This window comes from Streptomyces cadmiisoli (assembly GCF_003261055.1).
GTDB lineage: Bacteria > Actinomycetota > Actinomycetes > Streptomycetales > Streptomycetaceae > Streptomyces > Streptomyces cadmiisoli.
In genome coordinates this window covers 1,091,616-1,112,307 of record NZ_CP030073.1, presented here as the reverse complement: position 1 = coordinate 1,112,307, position 20,692 = coordinate 1,091,616, and the positions used below count along the sequence as shown (strand labels likewise).

At 69.4% G+C, this 20,692-nt stretch carries 22 protein-coding genes; 12 read left to right on the top strand and 10 right to left on the bottom strand.

The genetic code is table 11. The features are described from left to right. Window positions 1-130: 130 nt before the first annotated feature. The 7 genes from DN051_RS04445 to DN051_RS04420 form a co-directional block, all read right to left on the bottom strand. A complete protein-coding gene (locus DN051_RS04445; protein ID WP_112438037.1) occupies window positions 131-907 on the bottom strand; it encodes a phytanoyl-CoA dioxygenase family protein in 777 nt (258 codons plus the stop codon). Beyond that, window positions 904-1,737, bottom strand: coding sequence for a hypothetical protein (locus tag DN051_RS04440; protein ID WP_112438036.1), 834 nt, complete (start codon window positions 1,735-1,737; stop codon window positions 904-906). The genes DN051_RS04445 and DN051_RS04440 overlap by 4 nt, the downstream gene beginning before the upstream one ends. After that, window positions 1,734-2,555: an NAD-dependent epimerase/dehydratase family protein gene (locus DN051_RS04435; RefSeq protein WP_159054313.1), complete on the bottom strand. Its 822-nt coding sequence runs from the start codon at window positions 2,553-2,555 to the stop codon at window positions 1,734-1,736. Before DN051_RS04435 ends, DN051_RS04440 begins: the two co-directional genes overlap by 4 nt. After that, a complete protein-coding gene (locus DN051_RS04430; protein ID WP_053763810.1) occupies window positions 2,552-3,604 on the bottom strand; it encodes an ATP-binding protein in 1,053 nt (350 codons plus the stop codon). Before DN051_RS04430 ends, DN051_RS04435 begins: the two co-directional genes overlap by 4 nt. Further along, window positions 3,601-4,566, bottom strand: coding sequence for a hypothetical protein (locus DN051_RS44890; RefSeq protein ID WP_162624849.1), 966 nt, complete (start codon window positions 4,564-4,566; stop codon window positions 3,601-3,603). Before DN051_RS44890 ends, DN051_RS04430 begins: the two co-directional genes overlap by 4 nt. Window positions 4,567-4,759: 193 nt before the next feature. Further along, window positions 4,760-5,662 carry a sulfotransferase family protein gene (locus DN051_RS04425; protein WP_162624848.1) on the bottom strand — a complete coding sequence of 301 codons (903 nt, stop codon included), beginning with the start codon at window positions 5,660-5,662 and terminating at the stop codon, window positions 4,760-4,762. Window positions 5,663-6,354: 692 nt separating this feature from the next. Continuing rightward, a complete protein-coding gene (locus tag DN051_RS04420; RefSeq protein ID WP_053763807.1) occupies window positions 6,355-7,074 on the bottom strand; it encodes a hypothetical protein in 720 nt (239 codons plus the stop codon). 336 nt (window positions 7,075-7,410) lie between these two features. Between DN051_RS04420 and DN051_RS04415 the strand changes: the two genes are divergently transcribed. Then, a complete protein-coding gene (locus DN051_RS04415; protein ID WP_053763806.1) occupies window positions 7,411-7,983 on the top strand; it encodes a TetR/AcrR family transcriptional regulator in 573 nt (190 codons plus the stop codon). Between the two features lie 68 nt (window positions 7,984-8,051). On the opposite strand, the gene DN051_RS04410 is transcribed toward DN051_RS04415, so the two are convergent. Further along, on the bottom strand, window positions 8,052-8,525 hold the full coding sequence (locus DN051_RS04410; RefSeq protein ID WP_053763805.1) for a MarR family winged helix-turn-helix transcriptional regulator: 474 nt from the start codon (window positions 8,523-8,525) through the stop codon (window positions 8,052-8,054). 268 nt (window positions 8,526-8,793) lie between these two features. Between DN051_RS04410 and DN051_RS04405 the strand changes: the two genes are divergently transcribed. The 4 genes from DN051_RS04405 to DN051_RS04395 all read left to right on the top strand — a co-directional run bounded on the left by DN051_RS04405 (window position 8,794) and on the right by DN051_RS04395 (window position 12,228). Further along, on the top strand, window positions 8,794-9,354 hold the full coding sequence (locus DN051_RS04405; protein ID WP_112438034.1) for an NADPH-dependent FMN reductase: 561 nt from the start codon (window positions 8,794-8,796) through the stop codon (window positions 9,352-9,354). A gap of 332 nt (window positions 9,355-9,686) precedes the next feature. Further along, window positions 9,687-10,163: a MarR family winged helix-turn-helix transcriptional regulator gene (locus DN051_RS04400; RefSeq protein WP_053763803.1), complete on the top strand. Its 477-nt coding sequence runs from the start codon at window positions 9,687-9,689 to the stop codon at window positions 10,161-10,163. Between the two features lie 375 nt (window positions 10,164-10,538). Next, window positions 10,539-10,994, top strand: coding sequence for a hypothetical protein (locus DN051_RS44885; RefSeq protein WP_159054311.1), 456 nt, complete (start codon window positions 10,539-10,541; stop codon window positions 10,992-10,994). A 181-nt stretch (window positions 10,995-11,175) separates the two neighbouring features. Then, complete coding sequence (locus DN051_RS04395) at window positions 11,176-12,228, top strand: WD40 repeat domain-containing protein (RefSeq protein ID WP_053763802.1); 1,053 nt, start codon at window positions 11,176-11,178, stop codon at window positions 12,226-12,228. 179 nt (window positions 12,229-12,407) lie between these two features. Here DN051_RS04395 and DN051_RS04390 read toward each other — a convergent pair whose 3' ends face one another. Then, the gene (locus DN051_RS04390; RefSeq protein WP_112438033.1) at window positions 12,408-13,133 is read right to left on the bottom strand and encodes an NAD(P)-dependent oxidoreductase; all 726 of its coding nucleotides are present in this window, start codon (window positions 13,131-13,133) and stop codon (window positions 12,408-12,410) included. 93 nt (window positions 13,134-13,226) lie between these two features. Here DN051_RS04390 and DN051_RS04385 point away from each other — a divergent pair, with 93 nt between their 5' ends. The 7 genes from DN051_RS04385 (at window position 13,227) to DN051_RS04350 (ending at window position 19,768) form a co-directional block, all read left to right on the top strand. Beyond that, window positions 13,227-13,910 carry a TetR/AcrR family transcriptional regulator gene (locus tag DN051_RS04385; protein ID WP_199314883.1) on the top strand — a complete coding sequence of 228 codons (684 nt, stop codon included), beginning with the start codon at window positions 13,227-13,229 and terminating at the stop codon, window positions 13,908-13,910. A 236-nt stretch (window positions 13,911-14,146) separates the two neighbouring features. Continuing rightward, on the top strand, window positions 14,147-15,757 hold the full coding sequence (mdlC, locus tag DN051_RS04380) for a benzoylformate decarboxylase (protein WP_053763800.1): 1,611 nt from the start codon (window positions 14,147-14,149) through the stop codon (window positions 15,755-15,757). Between the two features lie 97 nt (window positions 15,758-15,854). Continuing rightward, on the top strand, window positions 15,855-16,247 hold the full coding sequence (locus DN051_RS04375) for a tautomerase family protein (RefSeq protein ID WP_112438032.1): 393 nt from the start codon (window positions 15,855-15,857) through the stop codon (window positions 16,245-16,247). A gap of 139 nt (window positions 16,248-16,386) precedes the next feature. Further along, the gene (locus tag DN051_RS04370; protein WP_112438031.1) at window positions 16,387-17,124 is read left to right on the top strand and encodes an SDR family oxidoreductase; all 738 of its coding nucleotides are present in this window, start codon (window positions 16,387-16,389) and stop codon (window positions 17,122-17,124) included. Between the two features lie 709 nt (window positions 17,125-17,833). Continuing rightward, on the top strand, window positions 17,834-18,307 hold the full coding sequence (locus DN051_RS04360; RefSeq protein ID WP_234389120.1) for a MarR family winged helix-turn-helix transcriptional regulator: 474 nt from the start codon (window positions 17,834-17,836) through the stop codon (window positions 18,305-18,307). A gap of 348 nt (window positions 18,308-18,655) precedes the next feature. Next, window positions 18,656-19,063 (top strand): hypothetical protein, encoded by a 408-nt coding sequence (locus tag DN051_RS04355; RefSeq protein ID WP_162624847.1) that lies wholly within the window; start codon window positions 18,656-18,658, stop codon window positions 19,061-19,063. Window positions 19,064-19,345: 282 nt separating this feature from the next. Continuing rightward, window positions 19,346-19,768 (top strand): SsgA family sporulation/cell division regulator, encoded by a 423-nt coding sequence (locus tag DN051_RS04350; RefSeq protein WP_053763797.1) that lies wholly within the window; start codon window positions 19,346-19,348, stop codon window positions 19,766-19,768. Between the two features lie 70 nt (window positions 19,769-19,838). On the opposite strand, the gene DN051_RS04345 is transcribed toward DN051_RS04350, so the two are convergent. Beyond that, entirely contained in the window at window positions 19,839-20,522 is a 684-nt protein-coding gene (locus tag DN051_RS04345) for a TetR/AcrR family transcriptional regulator (protein WP_112438029.1), read from the bottom strand. Window positions 20,523-20,692: the final 170 nt, after the last annotated feature.

Here is a 20,692-nt window from a genome sequence, read left to right as displayed (position 1 = left end):
TCCGTTTTCTCCCGATTCTTTCCTGGTGGTGGTGACCGCGCAAACGCCATCGGGCACGGCGCCGCCCGCCGGGCAGGCACCACGACCGGGTGCCGTCGAGCGCGGGCGCCCGCATCGGGGAGTGAGGTGTCTATTGCGAGCGGTCCTGAGAGTCCGGTGCGTCCGGGCGGGTGCGCGGCGCCGGATGCGAATGGCCGCGCAGGACACGACGCGTGTTGCCCGCGGAGACGGTGCCGCCCTGATGAAGGCAGTCGGTGTCGAAGAGGACCAGTGTTCCGGCCGGGCCGGTCACACTCTGTGGTGTGTGACCGTGATGCCCGTGTGTGATGGGCAACCGGTCCTGGGGAACGCCGGCCGCCAGATGCGCTTCACGGATTTTCCGGCAGCGATCGTGCGAGCCGGGTACGAAAGCCGGGGCTCCGAACTCGGGAAGCGCCGGAGTCAGGCACACATAGGCCTTCAGGGCGTGCTTGCGGTCGTAGTGCAACTGTGTGACCGGGGTGTCGTGCGCGACGTCGTACGTCAGATACGCGAACCGGTTGACCGAGGCGTCCTCGCCGAGATGAGCGGCCGCCACCGCGGCCAGTGTCGAGTGCCTCAGAAACGACTGAGTCGCCGGAAAGGCATCGGCGGCCGCCGTGGTGAGGCGCAGGGCCCGGGAGGACAGCCCGGGACGATAGGCGACTTCGCCGACCCCTTGCCCGGTCTGTGCGTCGGGCATCCGCGCCGCGGTCGTGTCCCGGGGTACGGCGGACGCGAAAGCCCGTCGGTGTTCTTCGAGGAGCAGGTCGAGTCGGCCGCCCGTCACCCAGGCCGGCGCGACGGCCAGCCCGTACCGGCGCAGCAGCGACGACCAACGCGTGACGTCGCCGAATTCCCGTGGCGCGAGCCGTGGAAGGCCGTTCACGCGTACCCCCACTGCGACGCGAGGGCTGTCAGATCCGCACCGTGTGCCCGAGCGAGCGGGTGGTCGAGATCCGGAGCGCGACCGACGTCGTGGGGAAGGGCTTCGAACACGTGCGGCGGCCAGGCGACGCGGGGGAGGCGGGTGATCTCCTCCACTCGGGCGAGGGTGGATTCGGGGGAGTGCACCAACTCCTCCAGCCGGACCGGGTCGACCCTCGTGTCCAGTCCGGTGAGCACATGGCGGGCATGGCGCAGAGCGACGTCCACATAGTGCACGGCCTCGTCCGGACGCATTCCGTCGACCCGCGACGCGGCCAACTGCACGGCTGTCTCCACCGGATGGCGGACGGCGAACAGCAGACAGTCCTCGGGGCCCAGGACACCGGCCACCAGACGGGACACATGAGGGCCGATCTTCACCGCCAGATGCGATCCGCCGGAAGCCGTCAGCAGCATGGTCTCCCTGATCAGCCGCTGCCAGTGACGGCGGGGCAGCGGGTCGGGCACCCACAGCCTGCCGTACACGGGGATCGTGACGGAGCGCGCCCGCGTGCGGCTGAGGAGATCGGAGGCCGCCGCGCGGTCCGCGGCGGATCCCGTGTCGAGCCTGGCGATCACGTCGGTCAGGGCTTGGGCGGCGCGCCGCGGCAGCCAGTTGTGGTCGTCGTTCGGGGCGTGCGCCAGCAGGCGGTTCACAGCCGCAGTCATCGCGACGTTCCACACCGGCGCCGTGGTCACGAAGGGGTGGGCGCTCAAGGCGGTGAGGGTGGAGTCGGCTCCCGACCGTCCCGGTCCGGCGGCGACGAAGATGACCTGTGCGGGTTCGGTCACAGTGTGCTCAGCTCCCCAGCGCGCACACGTGCGCGGACGGTGTCACGGATGGTGGAAAGCGGCGCGCGGGGTGTCACCCCGGCGGCGGTCCGCAGCCGCGCCCACCGGGTCGGATCGGCCGGCGGCTGTCGGCTGCCGGCCGGCAGCCCGGTCCGTACGACGCGGACGCGGCGCCCGGTCGCTTCCTGCACCGCCTCGGCCGTTGCACGGGCGACCGCCGTCAGTTCCAGTGGGCCGGACGTGGCGTCCACGGGTTCTGCGTCCGGCCACGGCCGCGCCGGGTCCGTGAGCCCGGCCATGACAGCGGCCGCCTCACGGACGTCCAGGAAGTCGACGGTGCGCTCGTCCGCGGGGATCCGGATCGCTCCCGTGCGCAGCGCCGCGTCCGTCATCCGGCTGACGAAGGAATCTCCCAGGCCCGCGGGAGAGGGGCCCGCCAGAACCGTCAGGCGAACGATGCGCACCGGTCCGGGGTGCTGGTCGGCGATCTGCTCGGCGGCGTTCTTGCTGCGCCCGTAGAGGTCCTGTTCGTTCGGCGGAGCGGCGGCGGCACGGGAGGAGGCGAGGACCACGACGCAGTCAGGGTCGATCGCGCGGAGCAGCGGCGTCAGACAGACGACGTTGGCGTGCCAGATCTCCGGAGCGGGCCGGGACCGCAGCGCGCCCGCGCAGTGGATGACGGCACGGCTGTCGACGGAACCGGGCCGTAACTCCTGGAGTCTGCCGAGACCGGACCGGCATGCCGTGCCCCCGTGTCGCAGATGCTCCACCACCGCGCTGCCGAGATACCCCTGGCAGCCCGTCACCGCCACACTCATGAGGCCTCCTCCCCTCGTCGGCGGAGAACCGGCCCTGCGTCGCCCTGCGGGCCGGAGACGTCGATGACCTGGCCCGGCACGGGCGGCCGGGCCGGTGGCGGCAGTCGGCGCAGTACGCAGGCCTCGTAGAGGCGGTCCAGTTCGTTGAACCCGAGCCGTGCGCGCAGACCGGTCAGCCCCGTCGGCCGTGCGTTGATCTCGAAGAACCGGAGGGTTCCGCACGGGGCGAGGCGGCCCTGGAGGTTCCAGGCTCCCCAGGCCCCGCTGCGGGTGAGGGCCTCGTGGGCGCGGGTGCCGATGCCGAGTGTCCTCGCGTCGACGACCTCCACCAGGCGGGGTGTTCCGCCGGACAGGTTGTTGCGGGAGGCGAAGCATCCCAGGTCGTCGCCCGCGGGACCGATCAGGAACTGAAGGGAGTACTCGCCCACCTGAGCCCGTTCGTCCCCGTGATGGTCCCAGGGGCGGCGGTCGTCGGCCACGAGAGGCAGCAACTCCTGTGCGACATCCTGCATGGGGACGAACAGCCTGCGCAGTTCGCCGCTCCCGTGGGCCAGCCGCACACCGCGCGATGCGTTCCCGCGACGCGGTTTGATCAACAGCGGGTAGCCCACCTGTTCGGCGACAGCGAGGGCGTCGGGCAGCGTGGCCGCCGTCCGGGCCATGGACAGCGCCGAGCCGGCCAGGAGAGCGGGAGTCAGCGCCTTGTCGTAGGCCTGCCGCACGGCCGGTCCCGGCCCGGAGGTGAGCGATGCGCCCAAGGGGGCGAGTTCGGCGGCCCGTTCGCACAGCACGACGGCGTCCTCGTCCCGGCCCGGCACCACCAGACAGGGGCCGGCCCGTTCGACGAGTGCGAGAACCCGCTCCGAGAAACGGACCCGGTCCCGGGTCGGCGGACAGGCCAGTGCGGGAGCACCGGAGAGCAGGTGAGCCGGCTCGGAGCTCAGCCCGATGACGGTGTAGGCGTGCGCGCTGACTTCGGCCGCCTGCTGAACCGCCGTGCCGACACCGCCCGCGGCACTGGTGAGGACCACGGTGCGCGGCGCCGTCACAGTCGTGCCCGCAGCGCGAGGTAGCGCGCCTGTCCGTAGTAGGCACGCGCGGCGCGCCGGTACACCGCTGTCACCGGTGCCTTCAAGGGCCACGGCGTGTCGGGATACCAGGCCTCGAGACATCGCCCCATGTCCAGGTACGAGTCACCGGGCTGGGCGCGAAACAGCCGAGCGATGAGCCACTGGGCGCACGTGCCCAGTTCGAACAGGTACAACCGAGGACGTGTGGACGCGACGGACCGGAGGTCCCCGAGCAGTCGATGACGGATCGCGTAGGTACGCAGCGCGGGCAGGACGGGGTCGCTGAAAAGCGAGCCGTTCGGCCGCCGGTCCGGCCACCTGGGCGCGGGCAGGAACGTGAAGTGTTCGGGTTCGAGGCTCCAGCGTTCGTCGAGATCCCTCATCTTCTCCGGTGCCACGACGATCACGTGACGGTCGCGCGCGATCCGCGGCAGGTCGAGCAGGCTGAGTGTGACCAGGCCGCTCGTGAGGGTCTGTGCGAACTGGAAGGGCCGGTCGCCGAGTTCGAAACGCTGGAGCAGCTCGCTGTAGGAGTACTCCCACTGCCAATAGCTGAGCAGACGGGGATCCACACCGGCGCGCAGCGCGAAGGCCGGTTTGCGCAGCTTGCCGGTCAGATAGTCCAGGTCCAGGCTGATCGTCTGGATCCACCGAGGGTCGGCCGGCGGATGGACCACGTCGTCCAGGATCTCCCGCAAGTAGGCGAGATAGGCCTGGCGTTCATGTGTGACGGCGGGCGTCGGCGCGGCAGCCCCTTTGAAGATCATCTGGTCGCAGCGGCGCCAGCCGTCGGCCTCCCAGCCGCCGGTGCTCAGCAGGCTCAGGTGATCCCAGACACCGTGCGTCCGCTTGGCGAAGGCGACACCGCCGCCGGAGTCCACCCGTTCAAGAAGCCGATCACACGGCGGGTTGCGCACCCATGCGTCGGCCCGGCCGCTCACGCTGCCGCCTCGGCCACGAGCCCGGTTCCCGGTCCTCCGCGCCCGGCGGTCCGTGACCGGCGCGACGCAGGACCGGCCTCGCCGAGACGGCGGCGCTCCGGGAGGGCGTCCGGCACCGGCGTCACGTCGGCTCGGTCCGGGACAACCGGCCGGTTCCTCGGCAGGCGTTCGCTCCGTGAGCGACTGCCGCCGGTCACGAGGACTCCGTCCGGGTGCGGTAGCCGTGCTGCTCCAGTTCCAGGGCGAGGGCCGTGTGCATGTCCGCGAGTCCGGACTCGGGCAGTGACGCGGTGCGGTCCTGGGACGACCTGATCGCGCCGCCGGCCCACTTCAGCCAGTCCGCGTCGGCGGTCAGGCCGAGGAACGCGCGCACCTCTTCGAGGACTTGCCCGGGCTCGGACACCAGACGCTCGTGCCGCACGAGCAGAACGGCGGAATCCTCCGAGAAGGCCTCCCGCCACGAACGGAAGTATGCGGCTGTGTAGTGGGCCGCTTCCACGGGGTCCGGCGGGCCCCAGTCGCGACGCGTGTGGGACAGCGCGACATGGACCGGGTGACGCACCATGACCACGACCCGGGCATCGGGAAACAGCAGACGCAGCCGGCGTATGTACTGCGCGTTGCTCGGTGTCTTCTCGCACAGGTACGGGCGCGCCGGATCCAGTGCGCAGGCCGCGAACACATCCGTGACGAACCGGCCGAAGGACCGCACGAGGTCGCCGGAAGACGTCGGTGGCGGAAGCGGCAGCCGAGGCCTGCCGACAAGCCGCACGGAGCCGGCGCCGAGATCGGCCGACAAGCCGGTCAGCGCCGCCTGCACCTCGGGCGTGTCCCCCAGGGTCTCGCGTACGTGCTGTGCGAACTCCGCGAGAGCGGTGCTCGCCGTGCCCGGCGTGTATCCGAGGTCGGGATCGAGCATCGGCCAGACCTCACTGACGGCCTCCAGCATCCGGGTCTCACCACCGCTCACGGCACTCACCTGCGGATGGGCGCACAGCAGCCGCTTGACCACGCTGGTCCCCGTCCGGCCGTGCACACCACCGACGAAGAACAGGCGACGCGTCGGCCGATCCGCTCCGAAGGGCGCTTCCTGCACGCTCGTGACCTCCACATCAACCGGTGTTGAATCGTGCGCACTTCACCTGCGGACTACGAGACGCGGATCGAATCGGTGGAAACCCGGATTCAGGAGTGTGCCACCAGCGGCTCGCCCGCTCCAGACCGCGTACGGGCACCGATACGGCTTCAACTGCCTTGCCGCGCCCGCCAGGTACGCGTGCCGGGCCTCGTCCACCGTCGCGTCGTCACCACCCGCCGGGCGTTGGGCCGCGCCGGACAGTCCTCGGTCGTCTGCGGTCCGGTGGGGGACACCCGTCGCGGGCCGGGCGTCTCCCTCCCCGGCGGCTGCGCAGAGGCAGTTGTCATACGTGTCTCCAGTGGTGGCCGTCCAACGACCCTCACTCTTAACGCACGCCCGCCGCCCCACACCGTGTTTTGTCAGAGCCGATCACGTTCACCGCATTTTCGGACCCGACTGTCCCGTCCGGCGAACTCTGAGGAGCCTTTCCCTGGCGGAGTCGGTGACACGATCACCGGCCGGGGCGGGCCCGGTACGGCCGCCCGTGCGTCTCCCTCGTGCCGCGGCGGCCGTATCTCCGCTCGGCCCCGGCCGGCACCACGAAGCCGCCCGATCGGCAGACGGCAGACGGCAGACGGCAGACGGCAGACGGCAGACGGCAGACGGCAGACGGCAGACGGCAGACAGCAGGCGGCGGACGGCTGTCGGCGTCAGGCGAAGTCGACGTTCTCGATGTCGATGGTGACGAGCTCGATGTCGCGGACCACTGCCCCGTCCTCCCCCAGCGGGTGGACCCGTCGCCTGGTCGGAACCATGATTCCGCCGAACTCCGCGTGGTCGTAGGTGTAATGCGCGGCCGGCCCACCGTTGATGACCTCCGCGGTGTAGTCGTGCCTGCGCAGCAATCCGTCCTCGCCGAAGTAGAAGACCTGCTCACGGCAGTGGGTGGCGATCTCCTCGGGGAAGGTGACCTTGAGCCGGCTCCACGTCTCGCCCGCCTCGGTGACGGGAGACAGCTCCTCGGTCCGGAATCCGGGGGAGACAAAGGTGAAGGGGGAGGTCAGGTACGTCCACATCGCGTAGCCCGCGAAGTAGGCGACGTGCAGGTCGTCCCAGGGTGTCTCGACGGTGTGCCCCTTGAAGGCGTCCCGCGGCGCCAGGCGCTCGGACTGCACCTCGCCGCGGTCGTTCTCCACGGCCACGCGCTCGGCGGTGAAGGAGGTACGCAGACCCGGAGCGGTGAAGGGGTAGTGACTGGCGTGCTGCCGATGGAGGTCGACCCGGACCGTGGCGCGATCGAAGATCCCCGCCTGGCCCTTCAGCGGCCACAGTCCTCCGCCGGACCGGAAGTCCACCGTTGCGGTCTCGTACTGCTGAAAGCGGTCAAGGCCGCCGTGCGCCCGGATGACCTGGGCCGTGAGATCAGTCATGACGATTCCTCCTGCTTGAGAGTGTTCCTCCCCCGTGACGGGGGTGCCAGGCGAGCTGGTGCCGCAGCCCGATAATGACCGGTCGTCTTAGTCGAGGCAAACCGACCCAGGCGCGTACCCGCTCACCGGGTCCGGGTTTCCCCAGGAGTTGAGGGGAGAGACGGTCTCGAGTCGGCGGCGGACGGCTTAGCCCTGGCGAGCTCTTCAAAATGACCGCTCGTCTTGTACTCTCGGCGAGGGGGGCAGCTTGGACGGCAGAGCGGCAGCTCAGGCAGTTCGACGGGCGAACGGCGGATGTAAGGTGATCGCCCACCTTGTACGGCAGGAGGTCCTTCGGTGCCCAGAGCCAGTCTGCGAGAGAACCTCATCGCCGCGGCGGTCGAGCAGTTCCACGCCCGCGGCTACGCGGCGACGGGTGTGAAGGACATCACCGACGCCGCCGGCGCTCCGAAGGGTTCCTTCTACAACCACTTCCAGAGCAAGGAGGCTCTGGCCGTCGTAGCCCTGGAAAGGTACGGCATCACCCGGCGGCTGGAGACCCTGCGCGACACCTCGGTCGCGCCGCTGACCCGGCTGCGCGAGCACTTCGAGTTCCTGCGCGACGAGAACATCCGGGCGGAATTCCAGGGTGGCTGCCTCGTGGGTGACCTCGCTGTCGAGGTGGCCGACCACAGCGACGCGCTGCGCGCCGCGACGCGGGGCGGTCTGGAGGCGTGGACCGAGGCGCTGGCCGTCGCCGTCGCCGATGCCCAGCGGGCGGGTGAGGTGTCGAAGACCTTGGAGGCGTCCACCTTGGCGCGCTTCGTGCTGAGCGCGTGGGAGGGCGCCTTGATCTCGGCCCGAGCCGACCGTTCGCCCCGGGCCTTCGAATCGTTCTTCACGGTCGTCTTCGGTGTGCTGCTGCGCTGATCACCCAGGTGACCGCAGGCCGACGGTGGGTGCTGTGCGAGCGGTCGAGCGCTCGATGTGCGCACGGCTCAGGTCGCGACCTTCTGCAGGGCCGCGGCGAGCTGCTTGAGATCCAGGTCGGTCAGATGGTCGAGGAAGTGGCGGCGCACGGCGGCCACGTTGGTCGGCCAGGCCTCCTCCAAACGGGCGAGGCCGGCGTCGGTGAGCGTGGCGTGCCAGCCGCGGCCGTCCTGGCCGCACCGCGACCGCTTGACGAACTCCGCACGCTCCATCCGATGCACGATCCGGGTCGTGCCGCTGAGTGACATCTCGCAGGCGTCCGCCAGGTCGCCCATGTGCAGTTGACGGTTCGGCGCTTCGGACAGGTGCATCAGAACCAGATACTCCGTGGTGGACATCTGCTGCTCACGGGTCAGGTCGGCGTCGATGGCGCGCGGCAGGGCGTAGATGAGGAACGGAAGGCATCGGACGACGGCCTCTTCGTCCGCGGTCAGTGGTCGCACCGGTTCCGCTGCTGCGCCCGGTGCGGGTCTCTGTGCCATGGAAGACATCACCTCATCTGTGCGGTCGGGACTGGGAGCGGCCGGAGCACCTGGCGGTGCGCTCCGCCCTCCGGCTCCCGCGAGGCATCAGCCGTCCTGATGCCGAGAGCCGGTTGTCGGCGGGGTGCATCGGGATGTGGTCCTGGTCACGTCGAACCGTTCCCTCCGGGTACTTATTTGACGAAGCAATCACTTCCCCTTAGGTTGCTTGTCGAAGCAAGTATATCCCCGGGCGTCACTCCGGGGCACCTTCGTGAAGGGGTTAGCCATGATCAAGATCGGCATCATCCTCGGCAGCACCCGTCCCGGGCGTAACGGCGAGGCCGTGGCCCGCTGGGTCTACGGCATCGCCTCGCAGCGCACCGATGCGGAGTTCGAGCTGGTCGACCTGCTGGACTACAAGCTTCCGCACCTCGACGAGATGGTCCCGCCGTCGATGGGGCAGTACGCCCAGCCGCACACCCTGGAGTGGGCCCGCAAGATCGACTCGTTCGACGGCTTCATCATGGTCACGCCCGAGTACAACCACTCGACGTCCGGCGTGCTGAAGAACGCGATCGACTTCCTCTACGCGGAGTGGAACAACAAGGCGGTCGGCTTCGTGAGCTACGGCTCCCTGGGCGGAGCGCGTGCCGTGGAGCACCTGCGCCTGGTCGCGGCCGAACTCCAGATGGCCGACGTCCGTTCCCAGGTCGCGCTGTCGCTGTTCAACGACTTCGAGAACTTCAGCGAGTTCAAGCCCGGCGACTTCCAGGTCGAGGCCCTGAACACCACGCTGGACCAGGTGCGGGCCTGGAGTGCGGCCCTCGCCCCGCTGCGCGCCGCGTAACCAGTACACACGGAAACACGGTTGCAGAGCGCCGTCGCCCAGCGCTTCGTCGCCTGCGGCCGCCGACGGGGAAGAGTGCGGCAGCGGCAGGCGGTGGTAGGTGACGGTGGGGGTATGACCGGTGGACCCCGGTGGTGGTGACGCCGTCGGGGTCCACCGGTTCGGTGTGTCCGTCCCGGGGTGGGAGTGGTGAGCTGGGTGGGTGTGTTTCACACACGTGTGACGTAAGTGCAGCTCGTATGCTGGCGTCGAGTCATGCGCTCGACCGTCGGCTCCCACCCCTTTCCGGCACGTCCTGGCAGATTCTTTACTCAGGCAAGTAACATGCAGCCATGTCACGCGCCGCACGGCAGCCGGATCCCACTGAGCGGCGGCTGCAACCTCTCACCCCGGACGAAGAAGCAGTGGTTCGCTCGCTCAGTCGTGTCGTCTACGCCCTGCCGCGCGCCATCGATGCCGACATGCTCCGGGAGCAGCAGCTGTCCCTCGTGGAGTACCTGGCGCTGATGAACCTCTCCGAGGCACCGGACCGGCAGCTGCGTATGGGCGATCTGGCCGCGGCGGTCGAGATGTCGCTCAGTGGTATGACGCGTTTGGCGATCCGGTTGGAGAGCCAGGGACTCATCGAGCGGGTCAGGTCCGAACAGGACGCACGTGGCTGGAACGCCATCCTGACCGAAGCCGGCTTCGACCGTCTGGAGGAGGCCTGGCCGACCAACCTGGCCTCCGTACGCCGCAACTTCCTCGACCATCTGGTCGGCCTGGACCTCCAGAAGCTCGCCGTGGCGCTGCGCAACGTCGCGTCCTGACCGGAAGGGAGCCGGCCGCGCGCCGACCGGGTCGCGTCGCCGGCCGGCCGGCCGGTCTGTCGGCCGATCGTGAGCGGCGCGGCCGACGGCACCTCCGAAGTGCCCCACCCCGAGGGAAACGGCCGCACGCAAGGCCGACTGCCATTACGTCTTTCGTGAACGGCAGAATTATGCACGTCGGGGTTCGATCTGGGTCGTCGGACAACCGCTCCTGTTGTGTGCTGAAGTTTTCTCCCCCTGCGCAGAAACCTTTCTCCTTCTTTTTTGTCGGGTTCTTTTCCGTCGCGGCAGGGATGTGCCAGATGCAAGCGCCTTCATGAATGTGCCTGGTGACCGAGTGGTGTCGGGGGACTGGTATTGCTAGCGTTTCCGGCCATGGGAATTAAGGAGGCGGTGCTGTGGGCGCTTCTCGGGGGCGGTGCGGCGGAAATGACACTGTTCTTGGGCACGCTACGGCCGCCATCAGCCAAGAAGCCGTGGGTATGGCCATGGACGCGGGCAGAACTGCGTGTGTATGCCGTGTGGGTGGTCGTCAGGCTGGGCCTCAGCGGTGCACTGGCGGCACCTTTCGCTGATGCGGGCCGTATTACCGACAGTTTCATGGCGTTCATGTTGGGGGTGGCGGCCCCCCTGTTGATGACCAAAGTCGCCGCGCTGGCACAGGTACTCGTCGGTCGAAGTGCGGTCGATCTCGCGCCGCAAGAGCCGGGAACCACCGCGGAATCGGGCGCGTCTCAGAGCGAGTCCCGGTCTGTTCCGGAACCGCGTACACAGGGGGAAAGCCCTGCCAGCGACATCGCCAACACGGGGGTGGACAATGCCGAACGGTAGTCGATTGCTAGCTCAAGTGCTCGACGGTATGGCAAAACCGGAAACACTCGCTCCGAAAGAAACCGGATATCGCTATACGCACCTTGCGGCACTCGCCGCACAACCACCCAGGCGGAATCCTGACGCGGCGACCTGGAGCGCTCAGGCGATCTCCGCGGCGTGGAAGCCGACGCGGCTTCGTATGCGCAGCGTGGCACTGCTGTCCCTGGTCGGCGGACTGGCTCTCGGAGGGTCGGCCGGATACTGGACGGGCTGGATGAACCGGCCCGCCACTCCGTACGGGCCGGCCGCCGCTCCGGCCAAGGTGCAGCAGGCGTTCCAGGTGGGCAGTGCCGCGACGGGGGCCACGTTCGGGCCGGAGGGAACGCTCGCCGTGGGCACGGCTCGCGGGAGCGTCACGGTGTTCGACATGCGCCGCCCCGAGCAGAAGACCGAACTCGTCAGCCCCGATTCCGGGCCGATCACACGGACCGCTTTCAGCCCGGGGGGATCCGTACTGGCCGCAGGCAGCGACGACGGAACCGTCAGGCTGTGGCGCAACCCGATGCAAGGGCCGCAAGACCCCACGGCCGAACTGAAGATGCGCGAGGACGGCGAGTACGGGGGAGCGGTGACCGATCTCGCGTACAGCCCCGACGGAAAGATCCTCGTCGTGGCAAGCTCCACCTCCACGGTGCGCATCTGGGACGTCTCGAGTCCCCGCTCCCCGAGGGCCCTCGCGGCGCCCGGACGCGATCACGCGGTCACCCGTCTGGCATTCAATCCCAGCGGGACCGTCCTGGCCGTCGGCAGCACGGACGGCACGGTGCAGTTGTGGGACCTCACCGTGCCCGCGAATCCCCGGACCATCGAAGGCGGTCAGGTCGTCACCAACGCCTCGGTGACGGCACTCGCCTTCAGCGCCGACAAGAAGTCCCTCGCCGTCGCCAACTCCCGTGGCGCGGTGCAGTTGTGGAACGTGGCCGATCCGGCGAGCCCGCGCAAGGTGGACGCGGCCCGCGCGGTCGGCTACACCAACGATCTGAGCTTCAACGCGCCCGGATACATCCTGGCCGCCGGCAATTCGGACGGCACCGTGCGTGTGTGGGAAGACCTCAATGACCTGATGAACCCCCGGATCCTGACGCGCGAGACCAACCAGGGCGCACTCAGCAGCGTGGCCTTCGCCAACGGTGACGACAACACCCTCGCCGTCACGGGGACCGACGGGTCCGTCCAGTTGTGGACGGCCTGATTCCCCGGCCCTGATCCGGGCGCTCCGTGCCGGGCAACCGCAGGCCGCGGCCGAGGATGCAGCACCGTGGCCTGCCGAGTGGGCGGGGCGTCCGGCCATGCCGTACCGAGGTCGTCGTGCCGGGTGCGGGCGGCGACGGCGAGGTGTGGACGTCCTCCGCGAGGCCCGCACAACGCGCGCTAGTTGCGGTCCTTCCGGTCCTCGCGGTCGCCCGCGTGGGCGAGGGCGCTGGGGGCGCGGCAACCGACGATCGCCGGCGCCTCCTGGACGAGCGTGTCGTCGGTGAGCGCCTCCACCATGAACAGTGCGAAGTCCACACGGCGTGTCAGATCGCTGGCCAGTACGGGGTCGCCCACGTGTCGGCTCCACACCGGCAGGCCCTGGCTGTCGCCCTCCTCCAGGGAACTGCCGCGCACCACGGTCCACCGGGTGTCGCTGGCGAACACCCGACGGCACGCCTCCACCTGGTCGTCGATCTCGACGGCGCGGACGAGCTTGCCCAGTACCGAGGCGAGCCGCACGCCCAGGGTGAACAGACGCGAGTAGCGGTCCTTGCCGTCGCGGGTGATGTGCCAGCCGCAGGAGAAGACCAGGCGCGCGCCCGGACGGGCGTGGTCGAGAACCGCCTGAGCCGTGCCCGACGAGTACTGCCGCACGCCCCAGGGCACCAGCACCGTCAGCACTCCGTCGCATCCGGCGACGGCACGCCGGATCACCTCCGGGTCGTCCGTGGGGCCGGGCACGATGGTCATCCGCCCGTCGAACTCGGCCAGTTTGGACACGCTGCGCTCCCGGCACACGCCGACCACCTCGTATCCGCGCTCCAGCGACTGCTGGACCATGTACCGCCCCAGCTTCCCCGAGGCGCCGACGATGCAGACCTTCTTCATGCGATCCGTGCTCATGGCGCGACCCCTTCGCGGAAATCCGGCCTTACCTTGTAAGGCAAGTTAGCCTTATGCTGTAAGGCAGTCAATGGGAACGTCCGGGAGGGATGGATGCCCGAAGGAGGCAAGCGGCGACGCGGGGGGTCGGCGCGCACGCCGCTCAGTCGTGAGCGCGTGATCCGTACGGCGATGGCGGTGGCCGACGCCAAGGGCGCGGCCGCGCTCACCATGCGCGCCATCGCCGAACCCCTCGGCGTCGAGGCGATGTCGCTCTACCACCACGTGTCGGGCAGGGAGGACATCCTCGACGGCATGGTCGACGCCGTCTTCGACGAGATCGACCTGCCGCCACGCGACGCGGACTGGAAGAGCGCCATGCGCCACCGGGCGAACTCCGCGCGTACCGTGCTCCGGAGCCATCCGTGGGCCGTCCCCCTGATGGACTCCCGTACCCGGCCCGGTACCGCGACGCTGCGTCACCACGACGCCGTCATCGGCGCCCTCCGCTCCGGAGGGTTCTCCGTGGCGATGGCCGCGCACGCCTTCTCACTCATCGACAGCTACCTGTACGGCTTCGTGATCCAGGAACTGAGCCTGCCGTTCAGCAACTCGGCGGAGCTGAACGAGGTCGCGACCGGCATGCTGCGGGAGATGCCCGCCGACGCCTACCCCCACCTCGCCGAACTGGCCGTCGAACACGCCCTGAAGCCGGGTTACGACTACGCCGACGAGTTCCCCTTCGGCCTCACCCTCATCCTCGACGCCTTGCACCCGGACGAGCCGGTGGGCGCGTAGGCGCCCACCGGCTCGGTTCGTCCCGTACTTCGGGTGCTCATGCGGTCACATGGGGGAGCCGGGGGTGTCCGCGCTGCGGGCGTCGCGGATGTGGGCCATGCTGAAAAGACGGTCCAGAACGCCCACCTCGGACGGGACACGTTGCAGAGCGAGCCTCGCCGCAGCCGTCCCGAGCGCAGAGCGCCGAGCGCCGGGCCCGCTCACCGTCCTTCGACTCGGGAATGCGACTGCGAACCATGACCGACCAATCGACCGTCCACGACGTGACCTATGACTTGCTGCGGTCACTGGGGCTGACAACTGTCTTCGGCAACCCGGGATCCACCGAGCAGACGTTTCTCCAGAACTTCCCGGACGACTTCCGCTACGTCCTCGCCCTCCAGGAGGCGTCCGCCATCGCCATGGCCGACGCCTACGCCCAGACCATCCGGGGCCCGGCCCTGGTGAACGTGCACTCCTCCGCCGGACTCGGCAACAGCATCGGCAACCTGGTCGCCTCGTACCACGGCCACACACCCCTCATCGTCACCGCCGGCCAGCAGCACCGCGAACTGGTCATCGGCGAGCCGTACCTGGGAAACCGGGACGCCACGACCATGCCCAAACCCTGGGTGAAATGGTCGTACGAACCGTTCCGCGCCGAGGACGTGCCCGAGGCGTTCATGCGTGCCTACGCGACAGCCGTCCAACCACCCGCCGGACCGGTCTTCCTCTCCATTCCGCTCGACGACTGGAACTGCCCCCTGGAGGGCCCCGCCGTCCTGCGCTCGGTCAGTTGGACCTACGCCCCGGACCCGGAGCGTGTGCGGGAGTTCGCCGATCGCATCACCGCCAGTGAACGGCCGGCTCTGGTGCTCGGGCCCGATGTGGACCGCGCGGGCGGATGGGACGCCGGGGTGGCGCTGGCCGAGCGGATGAAGGCGGCGGTCTACAGTGCCCCGCTGGCCGACCGCGGCTCCTTCCCCGAGGACCACCCCCTGTACCGCGGGCCGTTGGGCCTCTCGGTCAAGGCCGTCGGTGATCGGCTCACGGGGCACGATCTGGTGGTCGTCGTCGGAGCCGAGGTCTTCCGCTACTACCCCTATGTGCCTGGAGAGATCCTGCCGGCCGGGACGCAACTGCTCCAGGTGACGCAGGACCCCGCGACCGCCTCGGCGGCCCGGGTCGGGGACAGCCTGCTGGGCGATCCGCGTCTGACCCTGGAGGCGCTCGCGGAGTCGGTCGGTGACGGTGCCGGCCGGGTGCAGCCCGAGCCCATGACCCGACCCCGGGACCTGCCGAAGACGCAGAGCAGCCCGCTGACTCCCACCGAGGTCTACGCCGCCCTCAGCACGGTCCGCCCGGAGCACGCGGTCTTCGTCAACGAGTCCACCTCGACGATGACCGAGCACGCTCAATGGCTGCCGACCGTGGAACCGGAGTCGTTCTTCGCCACCGCCAGCGGCGGCATCGGCTGGGCGCTGCCGGCCGCCGTCGGTGTCGCCCTCGGCGACCGCGAACGGGGGCTCGGCCGCCCCGTGGTCGCGCTGATCGGGGACGGCTCGTTCCAGTACTCGATCCAAGGCCTGTGGACCGCGGTGCAGCAGCGACTGCCGATCGTGTACGTCGTCATGCGCAACCACGAGTACTCGATCCTGAAGTCGTTCGCCGACCTGGAGAAGACACCGGGCGTGCCCGGGCTCGACCTGCCCGGGCTGGACATCGCGACGCTGGCCAGGGGATTCGGCTGCCGGTCGGTGGACGTGGAGGACACCGCCGAGCTCGAGAAGGAGTTCACGGCCGCGGTGGACTCCGGCAGCACCTCGGTCATCGTGGTCACCACCGCGCCACAGAAGATCTCGCTGTGAGCGACGCTGCGGGGCCGGGCATCACGCGGTCGGCCGTCCAACGGCCCGGCACCGTGCGGGGCTTCGCCCGGCAGCGTCTCCCTCGTCAGGAGCCGACGTGCCGATCTGCACCTGCACCCCTGCCCGGGGGACGCTGACGGCAGCCGCCGAGGCCCGGCTCGCCGCCGACATCACGAGGATCCACGCGGACATCAACAAGGTGCCGCCGACCTACGTCGACGTGGTCTTCTCCGAGCTGCCCCAGGACAGTGTGTTCGTCGGCGGCCGCCCCGGAACGCCCCTGCTGGTCAGTGGGTGGGCGCGGCGCGGTCACCCGCAGACGGAGACGACACGTCTGGCGCTGGAACGGTCCGCCGCGGCGTCGCGGATCGCCGGTGTGCCGCAGGACCGCGTCATGGTGGTGATCCAGGACAGTCCGGCGAGATCCGCCGTGGAGGCGGGACGTGTACTGCCCGATCCGGGTGAGGAGGCGGAGGGGCTCGACGGCTGATCGCGCGCGACTCGAGTGTGCCGGTGCGCACCGCTGCCCGCCGGTCACGACGGACAGCGCCGTGCATCACTCCCGAGTCGTGCGGAACCTCCCTCCACGACTCCGTGACCTCGGCCACGAGGCGGAACGGGAGAGCGTTATGGACCTCGGACTTCAGGACCACGTCTACGTCGCGACCGGTGGCAGCCGCGGACTGGGGCGCGCGGTGGCACAGGAGCTCACCGCCGAGGGAGCCCGCGTGGTCGTCACCGGGCGCGGCGCGTCGGTCGAGGACGCGGCACGGAGCCTGGGCGGTGCGGAGCACGCCGTCGGCATCGTCGCCGACAACGCCGATCCCGGGTCCGCCGACCTGGTCATGGACGCGGCTCAACGACACTTCGGTCGTGTGGACGGGGCCCTCGTCAGCGTGGGCGGGCCGCCGGTGGGCGCCGCCATGGAGGTCGGGGACCAGACCTGGCGGGACAGTTTCGAAGCCACGTTCCTGGGAGCCGTGCGGAAGGCGCGAGCCGCCGCGCGGGCGTTCACCGAGGGTGGGTCGATCGCGTTCGTCCTGTCGTCCTCGGTCCGCGAACCGATACCCGGTCCGGCCGTCTCCAACGGGCTTCGCCCGGGGCTCGCCATGGTGGCCAAGACCCTGGCCGACGAACTGGGTACGTCCGGAGTCCGGGTCAACGGCCTCCTGCCCGCGTACATCGACACCGAACGCCAGAAGGAGCTCGAGGCGGTGACCGGAGGGAAGCGGCCGGGCAACGCTCTCCGGCGCTCGGGCACACCGGAGGAGTTCGCCCGGGCAGCCGTGTTTCTGCTGTCACCTGCCGCCGCCTACCTGACCGGGGTCATGCTGCCCGTAGACGGCGGGGAACTGCGGGTGCTGTGACGGCGCTCCGAAGGAGTTTCGCCGGCGAAGTGACGCCGCAGTTCCTTCCGGGTCCTCCGGGGCGGGGTCAGGCCCGGGGAGTCCGGCGCACACGCGGACCCCACTGCGCGGACACGGCGGCGAAGCAGTACGAGCACAGGGGGTTGCCGCCGCGGCCGTACCGATGTGTCTTTCGCCAGCACTTCGCGCACAGGCCGACTTCGTCCGAGTGGCACATCAGCGCCGACGGGTCGGCTTCCGTGGGCGGGGGATCCGAAGTTGCCATCGTTATGTTCCGTTCCAGATGAAATGCGCACTTCACCTGGAACGAAGAATAGAACATGCGACCGGATAGATGCCTGGCGGCGCACCCCGCGCTCACCCGGCCGGACCGGATCGGCAGGCTGACGGCGGTTCTCGGGCCTAGCGTCGAAGTGCCTTGCGCTGTGACAGGACGGGCAGGGCCTGGGCGGCCCCGCATCCCGCGCCCTGGACAGGGGCCGCCCAGCCGGACGCGTCGATGCGCACGGATCGGGGACCGGGCGCTCGGGGTGGCGGTGGCGGGCAGGGGGCGGCCGCGAGTGAAGACCCGTCCGTCGTCAACGGCCCCCGAGTCGATGACTCGGCGTATCGCCGAGGTCGACCTGCCCCGTGCCGATGCCGCGTGACCTGTCAGTTCCGGTCAACCATCCGTCTGGCCAAATAGTTTTCTACTTGATAAGATCGTTGCGTGACCCTGGATGCGAACGTGATCGACGAAGCCGAAACCGACCCCATGAACCGGCTCGGGTTTCTGCTGGCCCGGCACGGCGCCATCGCGAACAACCAGGTGCGCCAGGCATTCGCCGAGTGCGGACTGGGTCCTCGGCAGGGTACGACACTGATGTTGCTCGGCCAGTCCGGCGCCATGGCTCAGCAGGCGCTCGCCGCCAAGCTCCAGGTCGACGCCAGCATCATGGTCGGCATCCTGAACGAGCTGGAATCGTCCCGGTTCGTGGAGCGCCGCCGGGATCCGTCCGACCGGCGCCGGCACATCGTGGCCATCACCGACGCGGGACGCGACGTCCTGGCGAAGGCTCGCGGAGCCGTCAGTGATGTCGAGCAGGGCCTGTTCGGCGATCTCTCCCCGGAGGAGATCACTGTGCTGCGCGGACTGCTGGCCCGTATTCGGACTTCGCACAGCGACGAGGCCTGCGCCGAGTAGCGGCCGGGATCGTCGCGGGACTCAGCCGGTCGGCCCAGGGTGGTCGGCCGGCTGCTGCATGTCCGCGCGCAGGTGCGCGCCCGCTCTCCGGCGTAGCCGCTACGCGCCCTTCTCGTACCCGACGCCGCCGCTGCCCTGCTACGGCTGCCCTGGAGCGCTGACCTCGCCTCCGCGGGCCCTCTGCGCCGCCGAGTCGGGTCTCTCACGGCGGTTTCCATTCGGCATTCATGGGCTCTCGGATGCCTGTGAGGAGCCTCACCGCAGGTATGCGTATACATGAGGAGCCCCTCAGGTACGCTGACGAAGCTTGAACATGAGGGTTCCCTCCGGTTGATTTTGGAGATGACGATGGAGAGGTTCATCAAGCGGGTTTCGGTCGCTGTCGCTTCCGTGGCGATCGCGGGCGGAACACTCCTCGGCGCCGGGGGTTCGGCGTCGGCTGCGACTCCACAGTCCGACGGACACGCCCCGTCATCGAGTACGGGTTCTCAGCTCTACGGCGCTCATGGCGGTGACGACGGCCGGGAGTGGACCCACCACCGGCACTCCGGTCAGCATCGCTGGGATCACGACCGTGACCGGTGCGGCCACGGCCACCACGCGGTCGACCAGTTCACGCTCGAAGGGATCACGTACCGCTGGGACGGCCACCGGCTGTTCCGCGAGATCGACGGCCGGTGGATCGACGCGACGCCGTACCGCAATGGCGTCGTGGACCGCTGGTACCTGGACCAGTTGCTCACGTTCGGGCGCTGATGAGCCTGCCCTGCATGCAGGGCTTCTGACTGCGCGCTGCCGCCCGGAAGTTGTCCGGTGCCGCCCGGCCGACTGTCGGGCGCGGCCCGGGGGCTTTCGGGTGCCACCCGGAGATCGCGGGTGAGAAAGCAGGGTCCGCGCAGGAATTCGTTCGCCGTTCTCCCCGTTTTCCTTCCTGTATCCGTCTGGCGAATGGTGATCGGCCGCGCCGTCGGACGCGCGGCCGAGGCCGGCAGCGGAAGTGAGACGCCGAGCGGGGGCACCGGAGCAAAGTGAGGCACTATGGAATCGATCAGAACCGCGGAGCGTGAGCTGCCTGTACGGCTCGTCCTCTCCTTCGCCGCGTCCGTGTCGGTACCGATGAGGCTGCATTACGCGGCCCATGATCCTTATGCCGTTCGGGCGACCTTTTCGCCGCTCGGCCGACAAGGGACGGTGGAGTGGGTTTTCAGCCGGGAGGTGCTGGCCGAGGGAATGACCGCTCATGCCGGACACGGCGATATCCGCGTCTGGCCCGGCGTCGGCGCCGCGCGGGACGTTCTGTACATCGCCCTCAGTTCGCCGGCCGGGTCCGCCCTGATCGAGGCCTCCTTGCAGGACGTACGACTTTTCCTGGACGAATCGCAGTCCGTGGTGCCGTTGGGCGGGGAGTCCCGGCAGTTCGACCTGGACACCGAGGTCGCACACCTTCTGGCCGGCGGCTGAGCAGTGCCTTTCCATCCGACTGAACCCGGACCGTGAAGACGGCCGGATTCACCAGTCGTGGCAGATTTCCTCAGTTCCCGCGTTCATAGCATTCGAGCGCGGGAATCGTCTGTTCGACCTGTTGCGGGCTGAGCGGAGGTTCCGGCAACTCCCGGGCACAGTCGGCACGGAAAGCGTCGAGCATCAGATAGAGATGGCGCCGCCAGGCGCGGGGGGCGACCGCGCGAGTCGCCTGGATGATGCCCACCAGGGACCAGGCCACGAAGGCGATGTCCTCGCCGGTGATGTCGCCGCGAACGGCGCCCTGCTGCTGGGCGTTCTTGAGGATCGCGGTGAAAATTTCCTTGATGCGTTCGTTGAACCGCGCGATCCCGGTGTGCGCCGGGAGGCGGGCGGCCGTCAGCGCGTTGAAGGCGAGGTCGCACTGCTGCAGTTCGCCGTACTGCTCCAGGAAGAAGCAGAATCCCTCCCAGGCATCCTCCATGGCGGCTGCCTGCTCGGCTACGTCGACAAGGCGGGCGAATTTCTCCGCGAAGACTTCCTCGACCAGGTCGAGCCGGGTGGGGAAGTGCCGGTACACGGTGCCGATCGCGACGCCCGCTTGGCGGGCGACCCCCTCCAGGGACGCCTCCAGGCCCTCCTCCGCGAAGGCCTCGCGCGCGGCCGCCACGATTGCCTCGCGGTTGCGCAGCGCGTCACGCCGCCGAGGTTTGGCGGGAGCTCCCTGGGCCGCAAGGTCGGGTCGCTGAATCATGCAGTGCAGCTTAACATGAGGCTCCCCTCCAGATCTGGATCCGGCTGCCCATGCGGCACCGCCGCGACGGTCGTCCGCCGACTGTTCATGTCGGCTGGGTGTGCGGTGGAACGGACAGTGCAGAGCGCTGAGTGCCGGGCCTTTGTGGGGCCCGGCACTCAGCGCTCTGC